Annotated in this window: 18 protein-coding genes and 1 pseudogene; 14 read left to right on the top strand and 5 right to left on the bottom strand. The window is 43.8% G+C overall.

Translation table 11 applies throughout. The annotated features are described in order from the left end of the window. Positions 1-8 precede the first annotated feature (8 nt). The 10 genes from A7P54_RS01095 to A7P54_RS01050 all read left to right on the top strand — a co-directional run bounded on the left by A7P54_RS01095 (position 9) and on the right by A7P54_RS01050 (position 10,965). Positions 9-941, top strand: coding sequence for a VOC family protein (locus A7P54_RS01095; RefSeq protein WP_005187266.1), 933 nt, complete (start codon positions 9-11; stop codon positions 939-941). 27 nt (positions 942-968) lie between these two features. Then, positions 969-2,180: an FAD-dependent oxidoreductase gene (locus tag A7P54_RS01090; RefSeq protein ID WP_171548388.1), complete on the top strand. Its 1,212-nt coding sequence runs from the start codon at positions 969-971 to the stop codon at positions 2,178-2,180. 40 nt (positions 2,181-2,220) lie between these two features. Beyond that, positions 2,221-3,444 carry an MFS transporter gene (locus tag A7P54_RS01085; protein WP_171548387.1) on the top strand — a complete coding sequence of 408 codons (1,224 nt, stop codon included), beginning with the start codon at positions 2,221-2,223 and terminating at the stop codon, positions 3,442-3,444. Between the two features lie 33 nt (positions 3,445-3,477). Beyond that, a complete protein-coding gene (locus A7P54_RS01080) occupies positions 3,478-3,999 on the top strand; it encodes a cupin domain-containing protein (RefSeq protein ID WP_004652930.1) in 522 nt (173 codons plus the stop codon). Between the two features lie 33 nt (positions 4,000-4,032). Then, positions 4,033-4,848, top strand: a complete 816-nt coding sequence (locus tag A7P54_RS01075) for an alpha/beta hydrolase (protein ID WP_171548386.1) — start codon at positions 4,033-4,035, stop codon at positions 4,846-4,848. A gap of 22 nt (positions 4,849-4,870) precedes the next feature. After that, positions 4,871-5,665: an SDR family oxidoreductase gene (locus A7P54_RS01070; RefSeq protein ID WP_005202798.1), complete on the top strand. Its 795-nt coding sequence runs from the start codon at positions 4,871-4,873 to the stop codon at positions 5,663-5,665. 9 nt (positions 5,666-5,674) lie between these two features. Continuing rightward, a complete protein-coding gene (locus A7P54_RS01065) occupies positions 5,675-6,466 on the top strand; it encodes an aspartate dehydrogenase (RefSeq protein ID WP_005295295.1) in 792 nt (263 codons plus the stop codon). Positions 6,467-6,477: 11 nt separating this feature from the next. Then, positions 6,478-7,944 carry an aldehyde dehydrogenase gene (locus A7P54_RS01060; protein WP_171548385.1) on the top strand — a complete coding sequence of 489 codons (1,467 nt, stop codon included), beginning with the start codon at positions 6,478-6,480 and terminating at the stop codon, positions 7,942-7,944. A gap of 38 nt (positions 7,945-7,982) precedes the next feature. Beyond that, entirely contained in the window at positions 7,983-9,623 is a 1,641-nt protein-coding gene (locus A7P54_RS01055; protein WP_171548384.1) for a thiamine pyrophosphate-binding protein, read from the top strand. A gap of 148 nt (positions 9,624-9,771) precedes the next feature. Then, positions 9,772-10,965 carry a hypothetical protein gene (locus A7P54_RS01050; protein ID WP_171548383.1) on the top strand — a complete coding sequence of 398 codons (1,194 nt, stop codon included), beginning with the start codon at positions 9,772-9,774 and terminating at the stop codon, positions 10,963-10,965. Between the two features lie 67 nt (positions 10,966-11,032). Here the strand turns inward: A7P54_RS01050 and A7P54_RS01045 are convergent. After that, positions 11,033-11,611, bottom strand: a pseudogene (locus tag A7P54_RS01045) (helix-turn-helix domain-containing protein); the annotation flags it as partial. Positions 11,612-11,724: 113 nt separating this feature from the next. Further along, positions 11,725-12,582 carry a LysR family transcriptional regulator gene (locus tag A7P54_RS01040; RefSeq protein ID WP_171548382.1) on the bottom strand — a complete coding sequence of 286 codons (858 nt, stop codon included), beginning with the start codon at positions 12,580-12,582 and terminating at the stop codon, positions 11,725-11,727. Positions 12,583-12,751: 169 nt separating this feature from the next. Between A7P54_RS01040 and A7P54_RS01035 the strand changes: the two genes are divergently transcribed. Together A7P54_RS01035 and A7P54_RS01030 are read left to right on the top strand one after the other, a co-directional pair. Further along, positions 12,752-13,438 carry an ankyrin repeat domain-containing protein gene (locus A7P54_RS01035; protein WP_171548381.1) on the top strand — a complete coding sequence of 229 codons (687 nt, stop codon included), beginning with the start codon at positions 12,752-12,754 and terminating at the stop codon, positions 13,436-13,438. 1 nt (position 13,439) lies between these two features. Further along, entirely contained in the window at positions 13,440-13,901 is a 462-nt protein-coding gene (locus A7P54_RS01030; protein ID WP_171548380.1) for a nucleoside deaminase, read from the top strand. Here A7P54_RS01030 and A7P54_RS19045 read toward each other — a convergent pair. Continuing rightward, on the bottom strand, positions 13,891-13,938 hold the full coding sequence (locus A7P54_RS19045) for a CRISPR-associated DxTHG motif protein (protein WP_171548461.1): 48 nt from the start codon (positions 13,936-13,938) through the stop codon (positions 13,891-13,893). The genes A7P54_RS01030 and A7P54_RS19045 overlap by 11 nt on opposite strands. On the opposite strand from A7P54_RS19045, the gene A7P54_RS01020 reads away from it, so the two are divergent. Beyond that, a complete protein-coding gene (locus A7P54_RS01020) occupies positions 13,921-15,096 on the top strand; it encodes a cyanate transporter (RefSeq protein ID WP_171548379.1) in 1,176 nt (391 codons plus the stop codon). The two genes, A7P54_RS19045 and A7P54_RS01020, sit on opposite strands and share 18 nt — an antisense overlap. A 110-nt stretch (positions 15,097-15,206) precedes the next feature. Here A7P54_RS01020 and thiM read toward each other — a convergent pair whose 3' ends face one another. Together thiM and A7P54_RS01010 are read right to left on the bottom strand one after the other, a co-directional pair. Further along, on the bottom strand, positions 15,207-16,022 hold the full coding sequence (thiM, locus tag A7P54_RS01015; RefSeq protein WP_171548378.1) for a hydroxyethylthiazole kinase: 816 nt from the start codon (positions 16,020-16,022) through the stop codon (positions 15,207-15,209). 24 nt (positions 16,023-16,046) lie between these two features. Next, positions 16,047-17,207, bottom strand: coding sequence for a hypothetical protein (locus A7P54_RS01010; RefSeq protein ID WP_171548377.1), 1,161 nt, complete (start codon positions 17,205-17,207; stop codon positions 16,047-16,049). A 268-nt stretch (positions 17,208-17,475) separates the two neighbouring features. On the opposite strand from A7P54_RS01010, the gene A7P54_RS01005 reads away from it, so the two are divergent. Continuing rightward, a complete protein-coding gene (locus tag A7P54_RS01005) occupies positions 17,476-17,913 on the top strand; it encodes a DUF2147 domain-containing protein (RefSeq protein WP_171548376.1) in 438 nt (145 codons plus the stop codon). Positions 17,914-17,978: the final 65 nt, after the last annotated feature.

Below are 17,978 nucleotides of genomic sequence, written 5' to 3'. Positions count from 1 at the left end.
GTAATCTCATGATTACAGGGATTGAGATTTTAAAGTTTGGCGTTGAAGACAGAGCTGCTTCGAATAAATTTTTGGCAGATTTCGGTCTCAAGCAAAGTCAGTCAGATATTGAAGGGACAGATCTTTACCAGACACAAAATGGCAGCAAGATTTACTTATTTGATTGTGATGATCATCGTTTACCTAAAGCAATCGAGTCAGGTTCAACTTTACGTGAAGTGACTTGGGGGTTAGATGATGCGGCACAGGATTTGGCAAATTTAGCACTTCGTCTGAATGATGTGGAGGGTTATCAAGCCAGTACGGATATGGTGCAATGCATAGATCCAAATGGTATGACCATCCGTTTTCAAAAGAGTTTTACCCAAGAGCTGCCTGCATTAAAAACAGAAGGCATTAACCAGTACGGCAATGTACAACGTGTCAATGCAGCAAGTCCTGTATATGACAAAGGACAACCTGTTGCGATTGGACATGTGGTTTTTTTCACGCCTGATTTAGCAAAGACGGAACAGTTCTATATTGAAAAGCTTGGTTTCTTCTTATCAGATGCTTATCGCAATCGTGGTGCATTCTTACGCTGTCGCGGTAAAGGTTTCCACCACGACCTGTTCTTGCTTTCAGTACCAAATAAACCTGCTGGACTCAATCACGTTGCATTCGTCGTTCGTGATATCCATGAGGTGATTGGTGGTGGATTGCACATGAACCGTTCTGACTGGTCGACTTTCATTGGCCCAGGACGTCATCCGATTTCTTCAGCTTACTTCTGGTATGTCAATTCACCGCTTGGTGGCGCATTTGAGTATTACACCAACGATGACTACCTGACTGAAGAATGGCAACCACGTATCGAAGAACATCGTCTGGAACTCTTTACAGAATGGGCGATTGAAGGCGGTCTGGATGATCATACCCGTCGTCAGGTTAAACCTGCATAAGTACAGATCAGGCAGGGAGAACAAGCTATGGAAAGAATCGTAATTGTGGGTGCAGGACAAGCAGCAGGTTGGGCAGTCAGTACTTTGCGCCAGAATGGATATTCAGGTGAAATTCATGTGGTCTCAAATGAAGACCGTGTGTTTTACGAACGCCCACCATTGTCAAAACAGGTACTTTCAAAAGAAGCCACTTATGAAAGCTTGCATCTGTTTTCTCCAGAGCAGGTGCAGGATTTTAATATCCAATGGCACAAGCCTGCAGTTGCTACTCAGGTAGATCGCCAGCAGAAGCAGGTGGTTCTGGAAAGCGGTCAGGTTTTACCGTATGACAAATTATTGATCGCCACAGGTAGCCGTGCCCGTGTGCCTGTGAACACATGGCAGTTTATTCCCAATGTGGTGACTTTACGTAATGTTCAGGATTGTGAGCGTTTAGCCGAAATCTTGCAGCATTCGCAAAAGTTAGCCGTGATTGGTGGTGGCTGGATCGGTTTGGAAATTGCGGCGACCGCACGTAAACAGGGTAAAGAAGTTCATATTTTTGAATACGGTGATCGTCTTTGCGCACGTAGTGTCAGCCCTGATGTCTCTGCTTTTCTGAAAAGTATGCATGAGCAACAGGGTACTCAGATTCATTTAGACAGTAAAAATCTGCATTTGATTGAAGCGGGTCAGCAAAAAGTTGAAGTGGTCAATCATCCCAATGTGAGTGAGTTATTTGACTGTGTGGTTGTGGGTGCAGGTGCAGATATTGCCAAAGAGCTTGGCGTGAATGCAGGCTTGGATGTGAAAGATGGCATTGTGGTGAATGGTTTTGGGCAGACTTCTGATCAGGATATTTATGCCGCAGGTGATGTTGCAATTCATCCCGGGCTTGGGTATTGCATTCAGTCCTGGGCTAATGCACAGAATCAGGCCATTGCCGCTGCAAAATCAATGTTGGGTATTGAAACCGAATATAGCGATATTCCTTGGTTATGGTCAGATCAATATCACTTTAATATTCAGATATTGGGCACCTATCAACCTGAAAAAACCGAGCAGATTGTGGTTCGAAAAAGCGCAGATGATCAATGCAGTTATTTGTATTTAGATGATCAAAGCCGTTTGTTGAACATGATTGCCATTAATGATTCAAAACTGGTCAAGCTGGCAAAGCGTTGGATGCAGTCCAATACCGAGTTAGACCCAAAACTATTAGCAGACCCTGAATTTAATGTCATGAAATTAAAACCATAAACATTAAATCCGGTTCATGACTCAATCGAAGGAATGAAGTATGAGTAATGAAGAGAAAAGTGGATTAAAGCATTGGGTTCCTGCTTTCGTCCTGATGGTATGTGTCGTTCTGGCATTCTTCGACAAAATTAGTATCGCGGTCTTGTTTGCTGACCCGCACTTTCAAGGTGCGATGGGAATTGCAGAAGACAAGGCAAAACTCGGATGGCTCATGACCAGCTTCTTGTTGGCTTATGGTTTTTCATCGGTGTTTTTAAGCTTTCTAGGTGACATTTTTAATCCGAAGAAAATGCTGTTTTGGAGCGTTGCATCGTGGGGCTTGCTCATGTTTTGTATGGGTTTTACCACCAACTATACTGGCATGTTGATCCTGCGCGTTTTGCTTGGTCTGGCTGAAGGACCATTGTTTGCACTGGCTTATGCCATCGTAAAACAAACCTATACCGACCGCCAGCAAGCGCGTGCTTCGACCATGTTCTTATTAGGAACCCCGATTGGTGCATTCCTCGGTTTTCCAATTACCGCTGCCGTATTGGCAAAGCATGATTGGCATACCACATTCTTTGTGATGGCGGGTTTAACGGTCATTGCTTTACTTGCGATTGCATTTGGTCTACGCAATTTACAACTCAAGAAAACCATTGAATTGGAGTCGACTAGCAAACGCGTCAATTTCAAAGGGCACATTCATAACACTAAGGTACTCCTACAGAACCGTGCCTTCTGGCTGGTGTGCATTTTCAATATTGCATTGATGACCTATCTCTGGGGCTTAAACAGCTGGGTGCCTTCTTATCTGATTCAGGACAAGGGCTTTAACCTCAAAGAGTTTGGTGTTTATTCAAGCCTTCCATTTATTGCCATGCTGATTGGTGAAGTGATTGGTGCTTTCCTTTCTGACAAGTTAGGCCGCCGTGCCATTCAAGTATTTAGTGGTCTGTTGGTGGCAGGCATCTTTATGTATGTCATGGTCATTATGACTGACCCAATTCTGGTGATCGCAGCGATGTCTTTAAGCGCAATGGCTTGGGGCTTCGGTGTCGCAGCAGTATTCGCTTTACTTGCCCGTGTCACAACTGCCGATGTTGGTGCAACTGCGGGTGGAATTTTCAACGGGATGGGGAATTTTGCTAGTGCAATTGCACCTGTTCTGATCGGTTATATCGTGATGCAAACACATAGTTTTAATTTAGGAATTACCTTCTTGGCAGCCGTCGCTGTGATTGGATCGTTCTTCTTAGTTCCTTTATTGAAACGTTATTAATCAAAATATTGAACAAAACCTAGGAGTTAAAACATGACTACTCAACAATTCGAATCATGGACACAACCTGAAGGTACAAATTTACAAGACTGGTTGAATACACGTATCGCACGCTTTGAAACACGTAAATATGATTTCGATGCTTTGAAGTTCCAAGCGGACTACGACCCAAAATATCGTCGTGCACAAATGCGTTATATGGGTACTGGTGCAACAGGTGTGGTTAATGATGGCAATACGGTTCCAGCAGAAAACTTTACCTTCTCAACCATGGTACTCCCAGCTCAGTGTGAAGGACCTTTGCATATTCATCACGATGTTGAAGAAGTATTTTTCATGTTGCGTGGCGAAATTGACCTGTTTATTGAACATAACGGGGAAAAATTTGAGACCAGATTGAAAGAGCGTGATCTGATTTCAATTCCACCGGGTATTTATCGCGGTCTGTTCAATCCGGGTCAGGAAGATGCCTTGATGTGTGTGATGTTGGGTGCTGGTAAACCAACCATTCCGAACTATCCACCTGAGCATCCATTGTCGCAAATCAAACGTTAATCCGGTTGATTTTATAAATGTTGAAGGAATGACATGATGACACTGATTGAGCGTTTAGCGAAATACCCAATCAAAACTATTGCAGTAAATGGTCAGATGCAAGCCTATCGTGAAGCAGGTCAAGGCCAGCCGCTGATTTTGCTACATGGGATTAGCTCAGGTTCAGCTTCTTGGATTAATCAGCTGGAGACACTCAGTCAGCATTTTCATGTCATTGCTTGGGATGCACCGGGTTATGGCTTATCCGATGGTTTAAACACAGATCAACCCAATGCAGCCGATTATGCGGAGCGAGTATTGGGTTTGATGGATGCGTTGAACATTCCAAAAGCCGTTGTAATTGGTCATTCCTTGGGTGCCTTACAGGCCAGTGCTTTTGCTCATCTTTATCCTGAACGGGTACAGACCTTAGTGATTGCCAATGCAGCACAAGGTTATCAACGTTCTGATGAAGAGACCAAAGTACAGGTTTATCAAAAACGCCCGAATATGTTGAAAAGTTTGGGCAATGCAGGCATGGCTGCCAGCCGTGGACCGCATTTGATTTATAAACAAGAACCTCAGGCACTGGCTTTGGTCAGTGAGGTGATGCGTCAACTGACATTAGACGGTTTTACCCGAGCATCTTATTTGTTGGCCTATGACGAAATTCGAAATTATTTAACAGAACTTACTGTTCCTTGTGTGGTGATTGCGGGCGACAAGGATGGAATTACGCCTGCGCAAGCGATCAAGGAACTTGCTGTAGAAATGCAATTGAGCCGATGTCATCTCATTACAGATGCAGGTCATCTGAGTTATGTCGATCAACCTGAACAGTTTAACGACATTGTTCTATCGGTACATTAAGACTTAAACGAGAGATATGGATATGAGCTTCCAAGTTGAAGGAAAAGTAGCAGTTGTAACAGGTGGCTCGTCAGGCATTGGTTTGGCTGCAGTCGAAATTTTAGTTGCAGAAGGTGCCAAGGTGGCGTGGTGTGGTCGAGATGAGCAGCGTTTGGCGGCATCAAAACTGTATATTTTAGAAAAATATCCGCATGCCAACATCTTCACCAGTATTTGCAATGTTTTGGATAAAGAAGATGTAAAACGTTTTGCACAACAGGTAAACCAAAATCTGGGCAATGTCGACATGCTGATCAATAACGCAGGTCAGGGGCGTGTGTCTAATTTTGAAAATACCCAAGACGAAGACTGGATGAAAGAAATTGAACTGAAGTATTTCAGTGTATTACATCCAGTACGTGCATTTTTAAATGATTTAAAACATTCGGCATGCGGGTCGATTACCAACGTGAATTCTTTGCTGGCACTGCAACCTGAACCGCACATGATTGCGACTTCATCTGCACGTGCAGCATTGCTGAATTTAACTCATTCACTGGCGCATGAATTTACACAGTACGGCGTTCGTGTCAATTCTATTCTGTTGGGCATGGTGGAATCAGCACAGTGGAAACGCCGTTTTGAAACCCGTTCTGATCCCAATGCGACTTGGGAACAGTGGACAGGCAACATTGCCAAAAACCGTGGTATCCCAATGCAACGTTTAGGTAAGCCAGAAGAGCCAGCACGTGCCTTGGTGTTCCTAGCATCGCCTTTGGCATCCTATACCACAGGTTCGACACTTGATGTCTCTGGTGGATTTAACAAACATTTATAAGGTGTTCACATGAAACAGTTGATGATGATTGGTTTTGGAGCGATGGCGGCAGAAGTGTATGCCCACATGCCACAAGACCTGCAACTTAAATGGATTGTGGTCCCTGCACGCAGTGTCGAAAAAGTACAGGCACAGGTTGCAGCTGATGTGCAAGTGATTAGTTCAATCGAACAATGTCAGGGGACACCTGATTATGTGATTGAAGTGGCAGGCCAAGCTGCTGTGAAAGAACACGCGCAAAAAGTTCTAGAAAAAGGCTGGACCATTGGCCTGATTTCAGTAGGGACGTTGGCGGATAACGAATTTTTAATTCAACTAAAAACCACTGCTGAACAACATGATGCGCATTTGCATTTACTAGCGGGTGCGATTGCAGGGATTGATGGTATCTCTGCAGCCAAAGAAGGCGGTTTGGAAAAGGTCACCTATAAAGGCTGTAAGAGTCCGAAAAGCTGGCGTGGTAGCTATGCAGAGCAATTGGTTGATCTCGATCAGGTCAGCGAAGCAACGGTTTTTTTCCGTGGTACAGCCAGAGAAGCAGCCTTGAAGTTTCCAGCCAATGCCAATGTGGCAGCCACGATTGCACTGGCAGGACTGGGTATGGATGACACCATGGTTGAGCTGACGGTTGATCCGAGTATCAACAAAAACAAGCACACCATTGTGGCAGAAGGTGTATTCGGTGAAATGACCATTGAATTAGTCGGCGTGCCGTTGGCAAGTAACCCAAAAACTTCAACTTTGGCTGCATTGAGTGTGATTCGTGCTTGTCGCAATAGTGTTGAAGCAATTCAGATTTAAAAGGATTTGACATGATCAAGGAAATTTATATCGCTGGTGAATGGCGATTAGGTAAAGGCGGGATGATTCAAAGTTTATTTCCAGCAGATCAATCGGTGAATGCTGAAATTTCAACGGCGAGTCTGGAAGATGTCAATGAAGCCATCGAAAAGGCAGATGCAGCTTGGCGTAAAGCTGAGTGGCGCAACAGCATGCCGCATGAACGTGCCCGTATTTTATATAAAGTGGCAGATATCATTGAAGCGCGTGTGGATGAGCTTTCAAAGCTACAGACCCGTGATAATGGTAAGCCATTGGCGGAAACACGTGCTTTGACCATGAGTGCTGCGGCAACAGCGCGTTATGTGGCAGCAGCCTGTGAAACCTTGAATGATGAGTTGACCACGCAACGTGCCGCAGATTTTATGACCATGAGTGTGCATGAACCTGTGGGCGTGGTCGCTGCAATTACCCCGTGGAACTCACCAATTGCCAGTGAGGTACAGAAATTGGCACCTGCGCTTGCGGGTGGTAATGCGGTGATTTTAAAACCGGCAGAAGTGACTTCTTTAATCGCATTGGAATTAGCCAAAATCTTTGAAGAAGCAGGTTTACCAAAAGGTTTGCTCAGTGTACTGGTCGGACGCGGTTCGGTGATTGGTGATGCAATCGTAAAGCACCCTTTGGTGCGTAAGATTTCATTTACGGGTGGAACCACGACGGGTCGTCATTTGGCACATCTTGCCGCAGATAAACTGATTACAACCTCTTTGGAGTTGGGTGGAAAATCACCAACGATTGTATTGCCAGATGCAGATATTGAATTGGCAGCCAAAGGCGTGGCTTACGGCATCTTTAGTTCGGCTGGACAAGCTTGTATTGCGGGTTCGCGTTTATTTGTACACAGCAGTATCTATGATCAATTTCTCAGTCGTTTGGTTGAAATCACCAAAGGCTTACGTGTCGGACATCCAGAAACCGCAGGTGTACATCTCGGTTCTTTGATTAACCCGAAGCATTTGGCTTCTGTCGATGACTATGTACAGCTAGCGAAACAAGAAGGTGGTCAAGTCCTAGTTGGTGGTCATGCCTTAACCGAAGGTGAGTTTGCCAAAGGTAGTTATTACTTGCCAACCATTATCACGGGTTTAAGTAATTCAGCACAAACCTGTCAGGAAGAGATTTTTGGCCCTGTGCTGGTGGTGATGAAATATGACGATGAACAAGACTTGCTTGCCCAAGCCAATGACAGCTGTTTTGGGCTTGCCGCAGGCATCTGGACTGAAAACTACCGTAAGGCATGGCAAATTGCCCGTGCTTTAGAAGTCGGTACGGTCTGGATCAATACTTACAAGAAATTTTCGATTTCTGCGCCATTTGGTGGCTTTAAAGAAAGTGGTATCGGGCGGGAAAAAGGTCGATTAGGCATTTTGTCTTATATGCAACAAAAAAGCATCTATATGGGATTAAGCGAGCAGCCAAATCCTTGGGCGAATTAATACATTCATGGAATGAACAGTTTTTGAGGAATATACAAATGACAGAACGTGTAAATGTCGGCGAAGCTATCGCCCGTGTTTTAGAAGCACATCAAGTAGACAGTATTTATGGGGTGATCTCGATCCATAACTTACCGATTGCCGATGCAGTGGGTCGCCGTGAAAAAATCCGTTTTGTGGCGGCTCGCGGTGAAGCGGGTGCGGTGACGATGGCCGATGGTCACTCGCGTTTTAAAGGACTCGGTGTGGCGCTCACCAGTACTGGCGCAGGTGCAGGTAATGCAGTTGGTTCACTGATTGAAGCAATGAATGCAGGCAGTCCTGTTTTACACTTAACTGGGCAAGTGGAGCGTGAATATCTGGATCGTGATGCCAGTTTTATTCATGAAACCAAAGATCAGCTCACGTTCTTACGTGCATCCAGCAAAGCTGCTTTCCGTATCACCAGCCCTGACAATGCAGTGGGTGTGATTCGTGAAGCGATTCGTGTAGCTACGACGGTACCGATGGGGCCAGTCAGTGTTGAGTTACCGATTGATGTGCAAGCAGCCGAAATTGATTTACCGCTAAACTTAGGGCCAGTAAAAGCCCTTGAATTGCCACAAGCTGAACAGGTCGAAGTTGATTTAATCGTTGAAGAACTGAAAAAAGCCAAACGCCCCGTGTTTTGGATCGGTGGCGGGACGCTAAATAGTGTTGCGGAAGTCAAAGCGATTGCTGATCTTGGTATTCCTGTGGTGTCATCAACACATGCGCGTGGTGTATTGGCCGATGATCATCCGCGTAGTTTAGGTGCATTCCATAACTCGGCTGGCGTTGAGCAGTTGCTTAAAGATGCTGATCTATTGGTAGTGGTGGGCTCGCGTTTACGTAGTAATGAAACCAAAACCTATTCAGTGCAGTTCCCTGACAATATTATCCAGATTGACGCCAATCCTGTGGCACAACAACGTAATTACAAAGTGCGTAACTTCATCTGTGGCGACGCCAAAAATGTATTACAACGTGTATTGACGGGCTTACAAGGCGTATCCAAAGTCGATGCAGACTATGATGCCGCGGTGGTGAAGGCAAAACAGGCCGCAATCGATGCGCTACGTACCCAGTTAGATCAGTACGCTTTAATCTGTGATCACTTACGTGCTGCATTACCACAAGATGGCATTTTCGTACGCGACATTACCATGTCTGGTAGTACTTGGGGCAGTCGTTTATTCCCAGTACAGGCACCGAATCAAAATATTCACTCTTTAGCAGGGGCCATTGGTCTAGGTCTGGCAACGGCAATTGGTGCATCGATTGCCAATCCCGACAAGAAAGTGATTGGCTTGGTCGGTGATGGTGGTTTGATGTTAGGTATTGGTGAAATTGCAACCATGGCGCAAGAAAATACCAATATGGTACTGATGATCATGAATGATGGTGGTTATGGCGTGATGCGTGGTATCCAGAAAAATTACTTCGGTGGTCGCCAGTATTTCAATGAATTGCATACCCCAGACTATAAAGTTTTAGGCGAAGCCATGGGGGTGAAGAGCTGGAAAGTAGGCAGCGCGGATGAATTCAAGAGCGTGATTCAGGAGGCCGTTGCATTCCAAGGGCCAAGTGTGATTGAGCTGGATATGCATTCAATTGGGCCATTGAACTTCGCAGGGCCACCACAGAAAAAATTGTATTAACCCCTCTGAGCATTGGCAGCCCGTGCTGATGTGAAGACCGTTTTATGGGCAAATTTTTTTGCTCATAAAACGATAAAAACTATGTTTTATAGGTAAAACAAAAACAACACCAACAGGATCGTTGGAACAAAAACCAAGGAATCAAGAGATGAAAAAGACCTCTATAGCCATGCTATGTACTGCATTTTATTTGGGGACCACATCCCATGTTTTTGCACAAAGCTCAGCGCTAGAATGGAAAAGTGAAGATGGAACGGATTCAATACAAGTCGGTGGTGTGGTTCGACTCAACCAACGTTATGAAAATTGGGAGGGGCCCAATGGCGGTTTTGGTAAGCTATATTTTGATATTTTCAGGGTTGACCTAAAAGGTAAATTTGACGATGCCTATTTCAATGCCAGTTATTTATTCCAAGATCAAGAGAAACGCTCGATTGAGAAAGCTTATGTTGGCTATAAGCTTGATCAAAATAACAGTATCGAAGCTGGGCTGGTGTATAAACCTTTTGCAATTTATCCTTATCCGCAAAATGGCTGGACCTATCATATTCCATTTTTCTTGGGCTACGGCAACAACATTGCACCGGGTTTGAACTGGAATTTTAATAACAAGGATTGGGATATCAAACTGGGCTATTATCCACAAATGCTGGAGACCAGTCTGCGTTATTCACCTGAAAGTGCCACCTATGATGATTTGGCCGAGAATGCCTTTCCAACCCAAAAAGCCTATCAAAATGAAAAGCGCCATCAATTGAATACACGTATTGTACGCAAGCTAGAAACCGAATTCGGTAAGCAAGAGTTTGGTATGTCAGGTGCTATTGCGCAATTGCATAATAAAACTACCGATAAAAATGGTCAGTATTATGCGGTCGGATTACATAGCGATAATAATTACAAACGCTTTAATTTACAGAGCTCTGTGATTCATTATCAATATGATGCCAAAAACCCAGAAGGGGTCAGCAATGACATGACCTTGATGGGCAATAATGGCTTTACCCCTGCCTATTTCATTGCTTCGGAAGCCACCGTGGCCAGTTTAAACCTAGCTTATACCTTGCCTGTGCAGGACATGGGCAAACTCAAAGCCATCCGTTTCTATAATGATTATAGTTATATGGACAAGAAACGTGATGACTGGTCGGCTTCACAAATGAATACCACAGGGATGATGTTTATTGCTTCGCCGTTTATGGTGTGGGCAGATTATACTTGGGGTAAAAATGCCAATATTATTGGTGGGGCTTCCAATGCCACAGGTTTTAGTTCCACGGTTTCGCCGTATAGCGACCAGTGGTTATACCGCATCAATCTCAATATTGGCTTTAGTTTCTAAACCTTCCGATGAATCAGTGGTTAGAGTGAGTCATCTCTATGATTCACTCTTTTTATTTTGAGAGGTTTTAAGCAAGGTGATTTTTTCGATATTCAGATGGAGAGATATTCTCCCATTGTTTAAAGGCACGGCTGAAGGCACTTTGTTCGGCATAACCCAGTAATAATGCGATTTCTGTGAGTGAGAGTGCTGACTTGGTCAGGTAGGTTTTTGCCAGTTCTAAGCGAATGCTTTTGACCAGATCACTGTACTGTAAATTATAGCCACTGAGTTTACGATAAAAGCTTCTTAGCGACAGGTTCATCTGTTTGGCAATATTTTCCGCAGAAGGTTCGCCAATTTTAAGCATATTCACAATCAGCAACTGCAAGTCCTTCAAGAAGGTATCTGGATTGGGAATACTTTTGAGCAGGGCTTCTGCTTGTTGGTCTAGCAGTTTTTTTAAATGTGGATCACGACTTGGGATCGGCAGATGCAGAATTTCAAGCGGCAACCATAGTCTTAATACATCTGAATCGAAACTGACGGGACAGCCATATACCTCGGCATAAGGGGTGATATCAACAGGTGCAGTGGCGGAAAATTCGATTTTTAAGGGACAAATCTCAGGTTGTTGCAAGATCTTACGGATGGTACTCAACACACCAAAGGATGGAATTTAACTTCTTGTGCCAAGCCATATGTTCTTGGCACATGCAGCATATGACTTGGCACTTAAAGACGCTTAATTCGAGGGTTAAAACGGATATTGCCGTTCAATCATTGGGCTTTGCTTTGTTCAAAACGATGTTGCAGCACCGTGGTCATCTGCTGCAATAGATTGGCGACCAGTCCTTCTTTATTCCAAGCATAGATGGAAACGGTCATGGCTTGTGCTTTACCCAAGGGTAGATATTCCCGTACCCGATGACCTGTGGTGGTGGCGACTGGCAAAAGTGATAAACCGAGACCTGTTTCAACCCCGACCAATACACTGGCCAAACTGTTGCTGGTAAAGGCGATATAGCCATGTTGGCGGTTACGTTCAATCGCTTCAAACATCTCATCTCGATAGAGTCCACCTTGTGGGAAAGTCACCAATGGCAGGGGATCAGACCATTCTCCACCATGATCGATACTTTCAAACCAGGCCATTTCCTCAGGGAAGCTGGCATGATGATCTGAACTGGCCGCTGTTTCTTTGACGATCACTATATCAAGTTGCCCATTGCGGTAACGTTCCATGAGATCACGACTGAGCCCCGCGGTCACATCCAGCCGTACCGTACGGTGTTGTTTGCTAAAGGCACTTAAGGCCAAAGCCATATCGCTATTCATAATATCTTCAGGCAAACCAATTCGAATGGGAATCGTGCCTGATGGATCACCCAAAATCATCTGGGCTTCTTGTTGCAGGGCTAAAATTCGCCGTGCATAGCTAATCAAATATTCACCTGAGCTTGTGAGTTGTAAGGGACGACTATTGCGATCAATCAAGCTCTTGCCCACAGATTCCTCCAGTCGGGCGAGTTGTTGGCTGACCGTGGATTGAGTCATATGCAAGCGCTCGGCAGCTAAGGTAAAGCTACCAGCTTCAAAAATATTGACAAAGGCGCGGAGCAAGCGCGGATCAAACATATCGAATTACTCGGAAGACCAGTGTTGAAAATGGAGCTTTGAATTTTGTATTCATAATCTTAATACATTGGATTAAATAATTTAATTTTTAAATAGTAATAAAGCTGATTATCCTAAACATAGATCTTATTTTTGATTTACTAATTTGGGCTGATTCATGGAGGGCTTTATGCACAAATCATTTCTGTCGGCTGTATGTGCGCTGGCTTTGACCGCATGTAGCTACGCAACTTCAGGAGATGCTATGCCAGACAACGCCTTACATACTGCGGCTGCGCGCAATAATGTCGTACAAATCCAGCAGTTGCTCGCTCAACCCATTCAAATTGATGCACGTGATGCATCAGGCTCAACCGCTTTAATGATTGCAACACGTGCCAATAATGCCGATGCTGCACAAGTCCTGATCGATGCAGGGGCTGATGTAAATGCCAAAGATCGGATTCAGGACAGTCCTTATCTTTATGCGGGCGCACGTGGCTATTTGAAAATATTAAAGCTGAGCTTAAAGCACGGTGCGGATTTGAAAAGTACTAACCGCTATGGTGGCACAGCTTTGATTCCTGCGGCTGAACGAGGTCATGTCGATACCGTACGGACACTGATTGAGGCGGGTGTGGATGTCGATCACATCAATAACTTAGGCTGGACGGCGTTATTGGAAGCGATCATTTTAGGTAATGGTACTCAACCTTATCAACAGATTATCGATTTACTCATCGCAGCAGGAGCCAATGTCAATATTGCTGATGGCGATGGAATTACGCCGCTTGAGCATGCCCATGCACGTGGCTATACCGCTATTGAAAAAGCTTTATTGCGTGCAGGCGCAAAAGCAACGTTATTGGAGCATTAAAATGCAGCAGGATCATGATTTTTTGCGCCAGGCGATTGAACTGGCGTATCAAAACTGTGAGCAAGGTGGACGCCCCTTTGGTGCTGTCTTGGTGAAAGATGGCCAAGTGATTGCGTCAGGTGTAAATGAAATACTGAAAAGCAATGATCCAACCGCGCACGCAGAACTGTTGGCAATACGTGCCGCAAGCCAACAATTAGGGACAGCTAATTTAGAAGGCTGTGCTGTATATGCTAGCGGGCAGCCTTGTCCAATGTGTATGGCAGCCATGCGTATGGCAGGGATTAACCGTGTAACGTATGCACATTCCAATGATGATGCGGAGGCATATGGCTTATCGACAGCGGCTATTTATGCGGATTTGGCAAAACCCTTTGCTGAGCAGTCTATGATGATCCGTTATGCTCCTATAAGAATTGATAACAAGCCTGATTTATATGGTTATTGGACGTCTATCTCATGATTGATATATGGTTAAAACCATGAGTGCAATCAAGCATCGATCATTGTTGATCATTACCGTTGCTTTGGTTGGATTGAATCTTCGGCCATTTATGACCAGTGTTGGGCCTGTTGCCAATCAGATTCGTGCCACTACCGGTTTGAGCCTACAAGGCATTGCGCTATTAACCCTGGTACCGATGTTGTTGATGGGACTAATCGCCTTTGTTGGCCCAGCTCTGCAAAATCTGTTTGGTGAACGTCGTGCGATTGTTGGCGCATTGCTGATGATCTGCGTGGGCTGTGGTTTACGCTTTTTTACTGTACATGGCTGGGCTTTAATCTTTACCGCTGCCGTGATTGGCTTTGGCGTTGCTATGATTCAAGCAGCTTTTCCCAGTCTGATTAAAAGAGAGTTCCATGAACATCTGAGTCCGATGATGGGACTTTATTCAGCCACGTTAATGGGTGGTGGAGCGCTTGGAGCATTGCTTGCACCCGTGGTGACAAGCAGTAGCGGTGACTGGAAAATCGGGCTGGCTGTTTTTGTATTGCCTGCATTGCTGGCGTTGATCTTTGCAACGTGTGTGTTGACTCAGACCGCACAGCAGCATAAAAAAATGCCTTCGGTGATGCGGCTGCTCAATCAGCCAAGAACATGGTTGCTGATCTGCTGTTTTGGTTTAATCAATGGCGGCTATAGCTCGATTGTGGCTTGGCTTGCACCTGCTTTTCAAGCACAAGGTTGGGCTGCAACAGCCAGTGGCAATCTGATGGCTGTGCTAACCCTGAGTCAAGCAGGGGCAGCATTGCTGTTACCTTATTTATCCCGAAAACAGCGAGATCGTCGAATCTGGGTGGGATTAACTCTAATCTTGCAACTGATTGGTTTTTCAGGCTTGGCTTTTTTTGCAGATGTTTGGCCTTACCTTTGGGCAATTACCGTAGGAGCGGGTTTAGGGGGATGTTTTGCTTTGTTGATGATCGTGGTACTCGACCATTTGTCTGATCCTGCCCATGCGGGACAACTTTCAGCCTTGATGCAAGGTGGAGGATTTTTACTGGCTGCTATTGCCCCTTGGTGGGTTGCAGTATTGCATGACATAACGGGAACTTATGCAGCCGGTTGGATCTGGCATTTATGTATGGTGGTGATTGTTGCAGGATTGATGATTCGACTTAATCCAGCACATTATGAGAAAGTGATCGATTTTTAGATAAGCAAAGCAAATCAGCATATTGCTGTAATTGAGCTTGATCATAAAAAACACATCTTTTGATGTGTTTTTTATGAAACATAAGTACAGAATTTTTACTGCATAAAAACTTAAATGATTTCAATATCAACATATTGCTGAATTAAATTGTCATCCAGCATATGCACATAATCTAAAAATGCTACATTAAAACTGCCCACCGTTTGTGCATGGTCATAGGCCAATTTACCTGCAATGGCAAAATGAATATGTGAGGCGAGAGCAGCAATGCTTGGGGTACTGACCGCATGATAAGCTGCGGTTAAGGCACCTAGGGCACAACCTGTTGCAGTAATTTTAGGTTGTAAATAACAGCCCCCATTGACTTGAATCACAGCATCGAGTTGTTTCGAGATAATGAAGTCTGATTCACCTGAAATTGCAATACATTCAGTATGTTGCAATAGGCTTTTCGCCTGTGCATAAACCTCATGACTATTTAAAGTGCTGTCTACACCTTTAGACTGAGTTTGGCTGCCTGCTAAGGTACTGATCTCAGAGGCATTGCCACGAATGATACTCGGCTGGAACCTTAACAGTTGATCGACTGTTTCACTACGCCACTTTAACACTGCCCCATAGCCAACTGGATCAAGTACCCACGGCACTTGATGTTGTTGCGCAGTTTGAGCTGAAATCAACATCGCTTGGGTTTGTTCTGTGGTTGGTGTTCCGACATTGATACTTAAGGCAGCACTAATTTTGGTGAAATCTTCGGCTTCAAAAGGGTTATCAATCATGGCAGGTGAGGCACCTGCTGCAAGCAAGATATTCGCCACATAATTATTGGCAACGCTATTGGTCATACATTGCACTAAAGGTGTTTGTTGCTGCAATGCACGCCAAGCATCGATAACTTGATCAATGAGTTGTTGTTTTTGTAACATGTGATATCCAGAATAAAGTCTTTATTAACGAGTGAAATAATGGTCTTGATGTTTACATCGGCGACAAATCAATGACACATAATCTGTCGCATCATAATCCACGATCAAGTCATTTGAGCCGCAATACATACAACGTTTAACCGAGTAAAAACTTAAGCGAGGTTCTATTTTTCGCCAAGACTTCCAGACAGGCTGAATAAATATACTCTCGTCGTAACCCAAAAATTTAAACAGTAGGACTTCACTCATTTTACTAAATGGAATCATGTACGGTCTTGGTAAGGTCGTGGTTTCCCAACGCTCGGTCAAAGCACGTTCACGATATTGTTCCAAAGTCTTTTTGAGCAAACTGGTATTGATAAATTTATCATTTCTGGGTTGCAACGCATTTTGTTTATGTAAATATTCTAAAGCGGTTTGGATTAGGTAAAAAATCTGTCCCACAGCTAAACCTTCCATTAAGCGGTAGCAAAAGGCTTGAAATGGTCGATTACCTGCAATTTGAATGCCCCAAGTCCGACAATAGAACTGCATAAACTGCACAATTTCTTGATAGAGCACGAGATACAATGCATCTTTGACTTCATCGGTGCTTTTAAATGGAATACCTTGACTCAAGTTCTCATAGAACCAGTGGCGTAATTGCTGAGTTACACTAAACAAGCTAGGGTCGGAATAGCCATCTAGTCGGATGTTGAGATAGAAATGCTCAGTTTCTAAGCTCGGATCTTTTGGCTTAAACACGCCTAATTTAATTAATTCTTGAACTAAATGATTCTGAAACAAGTAATTGGGAGTAAATTCGCGATATTTAATATTCTGCCAATGAATCAGTTCATCATGCTGTACATCTTCACGTGCATAGCTATCTAAAAGGCTCAATAAGAATAATTTATGTAAAAAACTAAGTTGATTCAGACTATAAATCACTTCGTCTTTGATTTTATATTTGCGTTGTTCTTGTAAAATTGTTTGTTGGGTCTGTTTTTTCCGAAGGGCTGTACATTGAGCACAGTGACAATTCAGCTTGCTATCACTTTTAAAGACACGATGCTGGCAGTGGCTGCATTCGTGAAATTGAAATTCTTGGTTGTATTGCTCTGCTTCAACCCAAAACATAGAGGCTTGGCATAGAGGGCAATGGCTACTTTCATCTAACTGTTTTTGTAGAATCTGTAAATCCATTGATATTAAGCCTATAACCTTTAAATAGAGAATTATACATGCTGAATCCAAGGAGTGATGCAAAGATTATATACAGATAAAAATTAAGACTAAAATGAGACTTAATTGACTGAATTTTATATAAAAGATAATCCTACAACTTTGCTTTTTTTAAATTATGGTAAATTTCTGCACCAATTAGAATCATAACTCAATATGAATTGAACAAAGTAAAAGCAAAGGGGAAAACATGAATAATCGGATTTGGATATAAACCGTTATTGGCGTAATGATGTGTTTGGGCAGTATTTTCACATACGCAGACTCAATCGAAGGGTATTGGCGAAGTATTGATGATCGAACCGGAGAACAATTGACCATCATTGAAATAAGAAAAGCTCCTGACAATACCTATCGTGGCAAAATTGTTTATATTTACCCCAATGCACAAGGCGTCGTGGTCACACATTGTGTGAATTGCCCGCCGCCGCCATATACAGGGAAGCCGCGTTTAGGCTTAGAAGTGTTAACAGGGCTGATTGAGGACCCGAAAAAACCAGATAACTTTATCAATGGGCGGATTGTCGAAAGTAAAACCGGTAAAGTTTATAAAGGTAAAGCACGTTTAACGGCTGATGGAAAGCGTTTGCATATGCGTGGTTATGTCGGAATTTCTGCTTTAGGCCGTACTGTGGTGTGGATTCGCAAGGACAGTGCCAATCCCTAATCATTTATTTTTAATTATGTGAATTGCTTAAAATTTTGTTTGATTTTAAGCAATTAAATATGCTT

Origin of the sequence: Acinetobacter sp. Ac_3412 (genome assembly GCF_013072675.1) — a bacterium.
Taxonomy (GTDB): Bacteria; Pseudomonadota; Gammaproteobacteria; order Pseudomonadales; family Moraxellaceae; genus Acinetobacter; species Acinetobacter higginsii.
The sequence above is the reverse complement of the archived record's forward strand: the minus strand, read 5'-3'. Positions and strand labels throughout refer to the sequence as shown.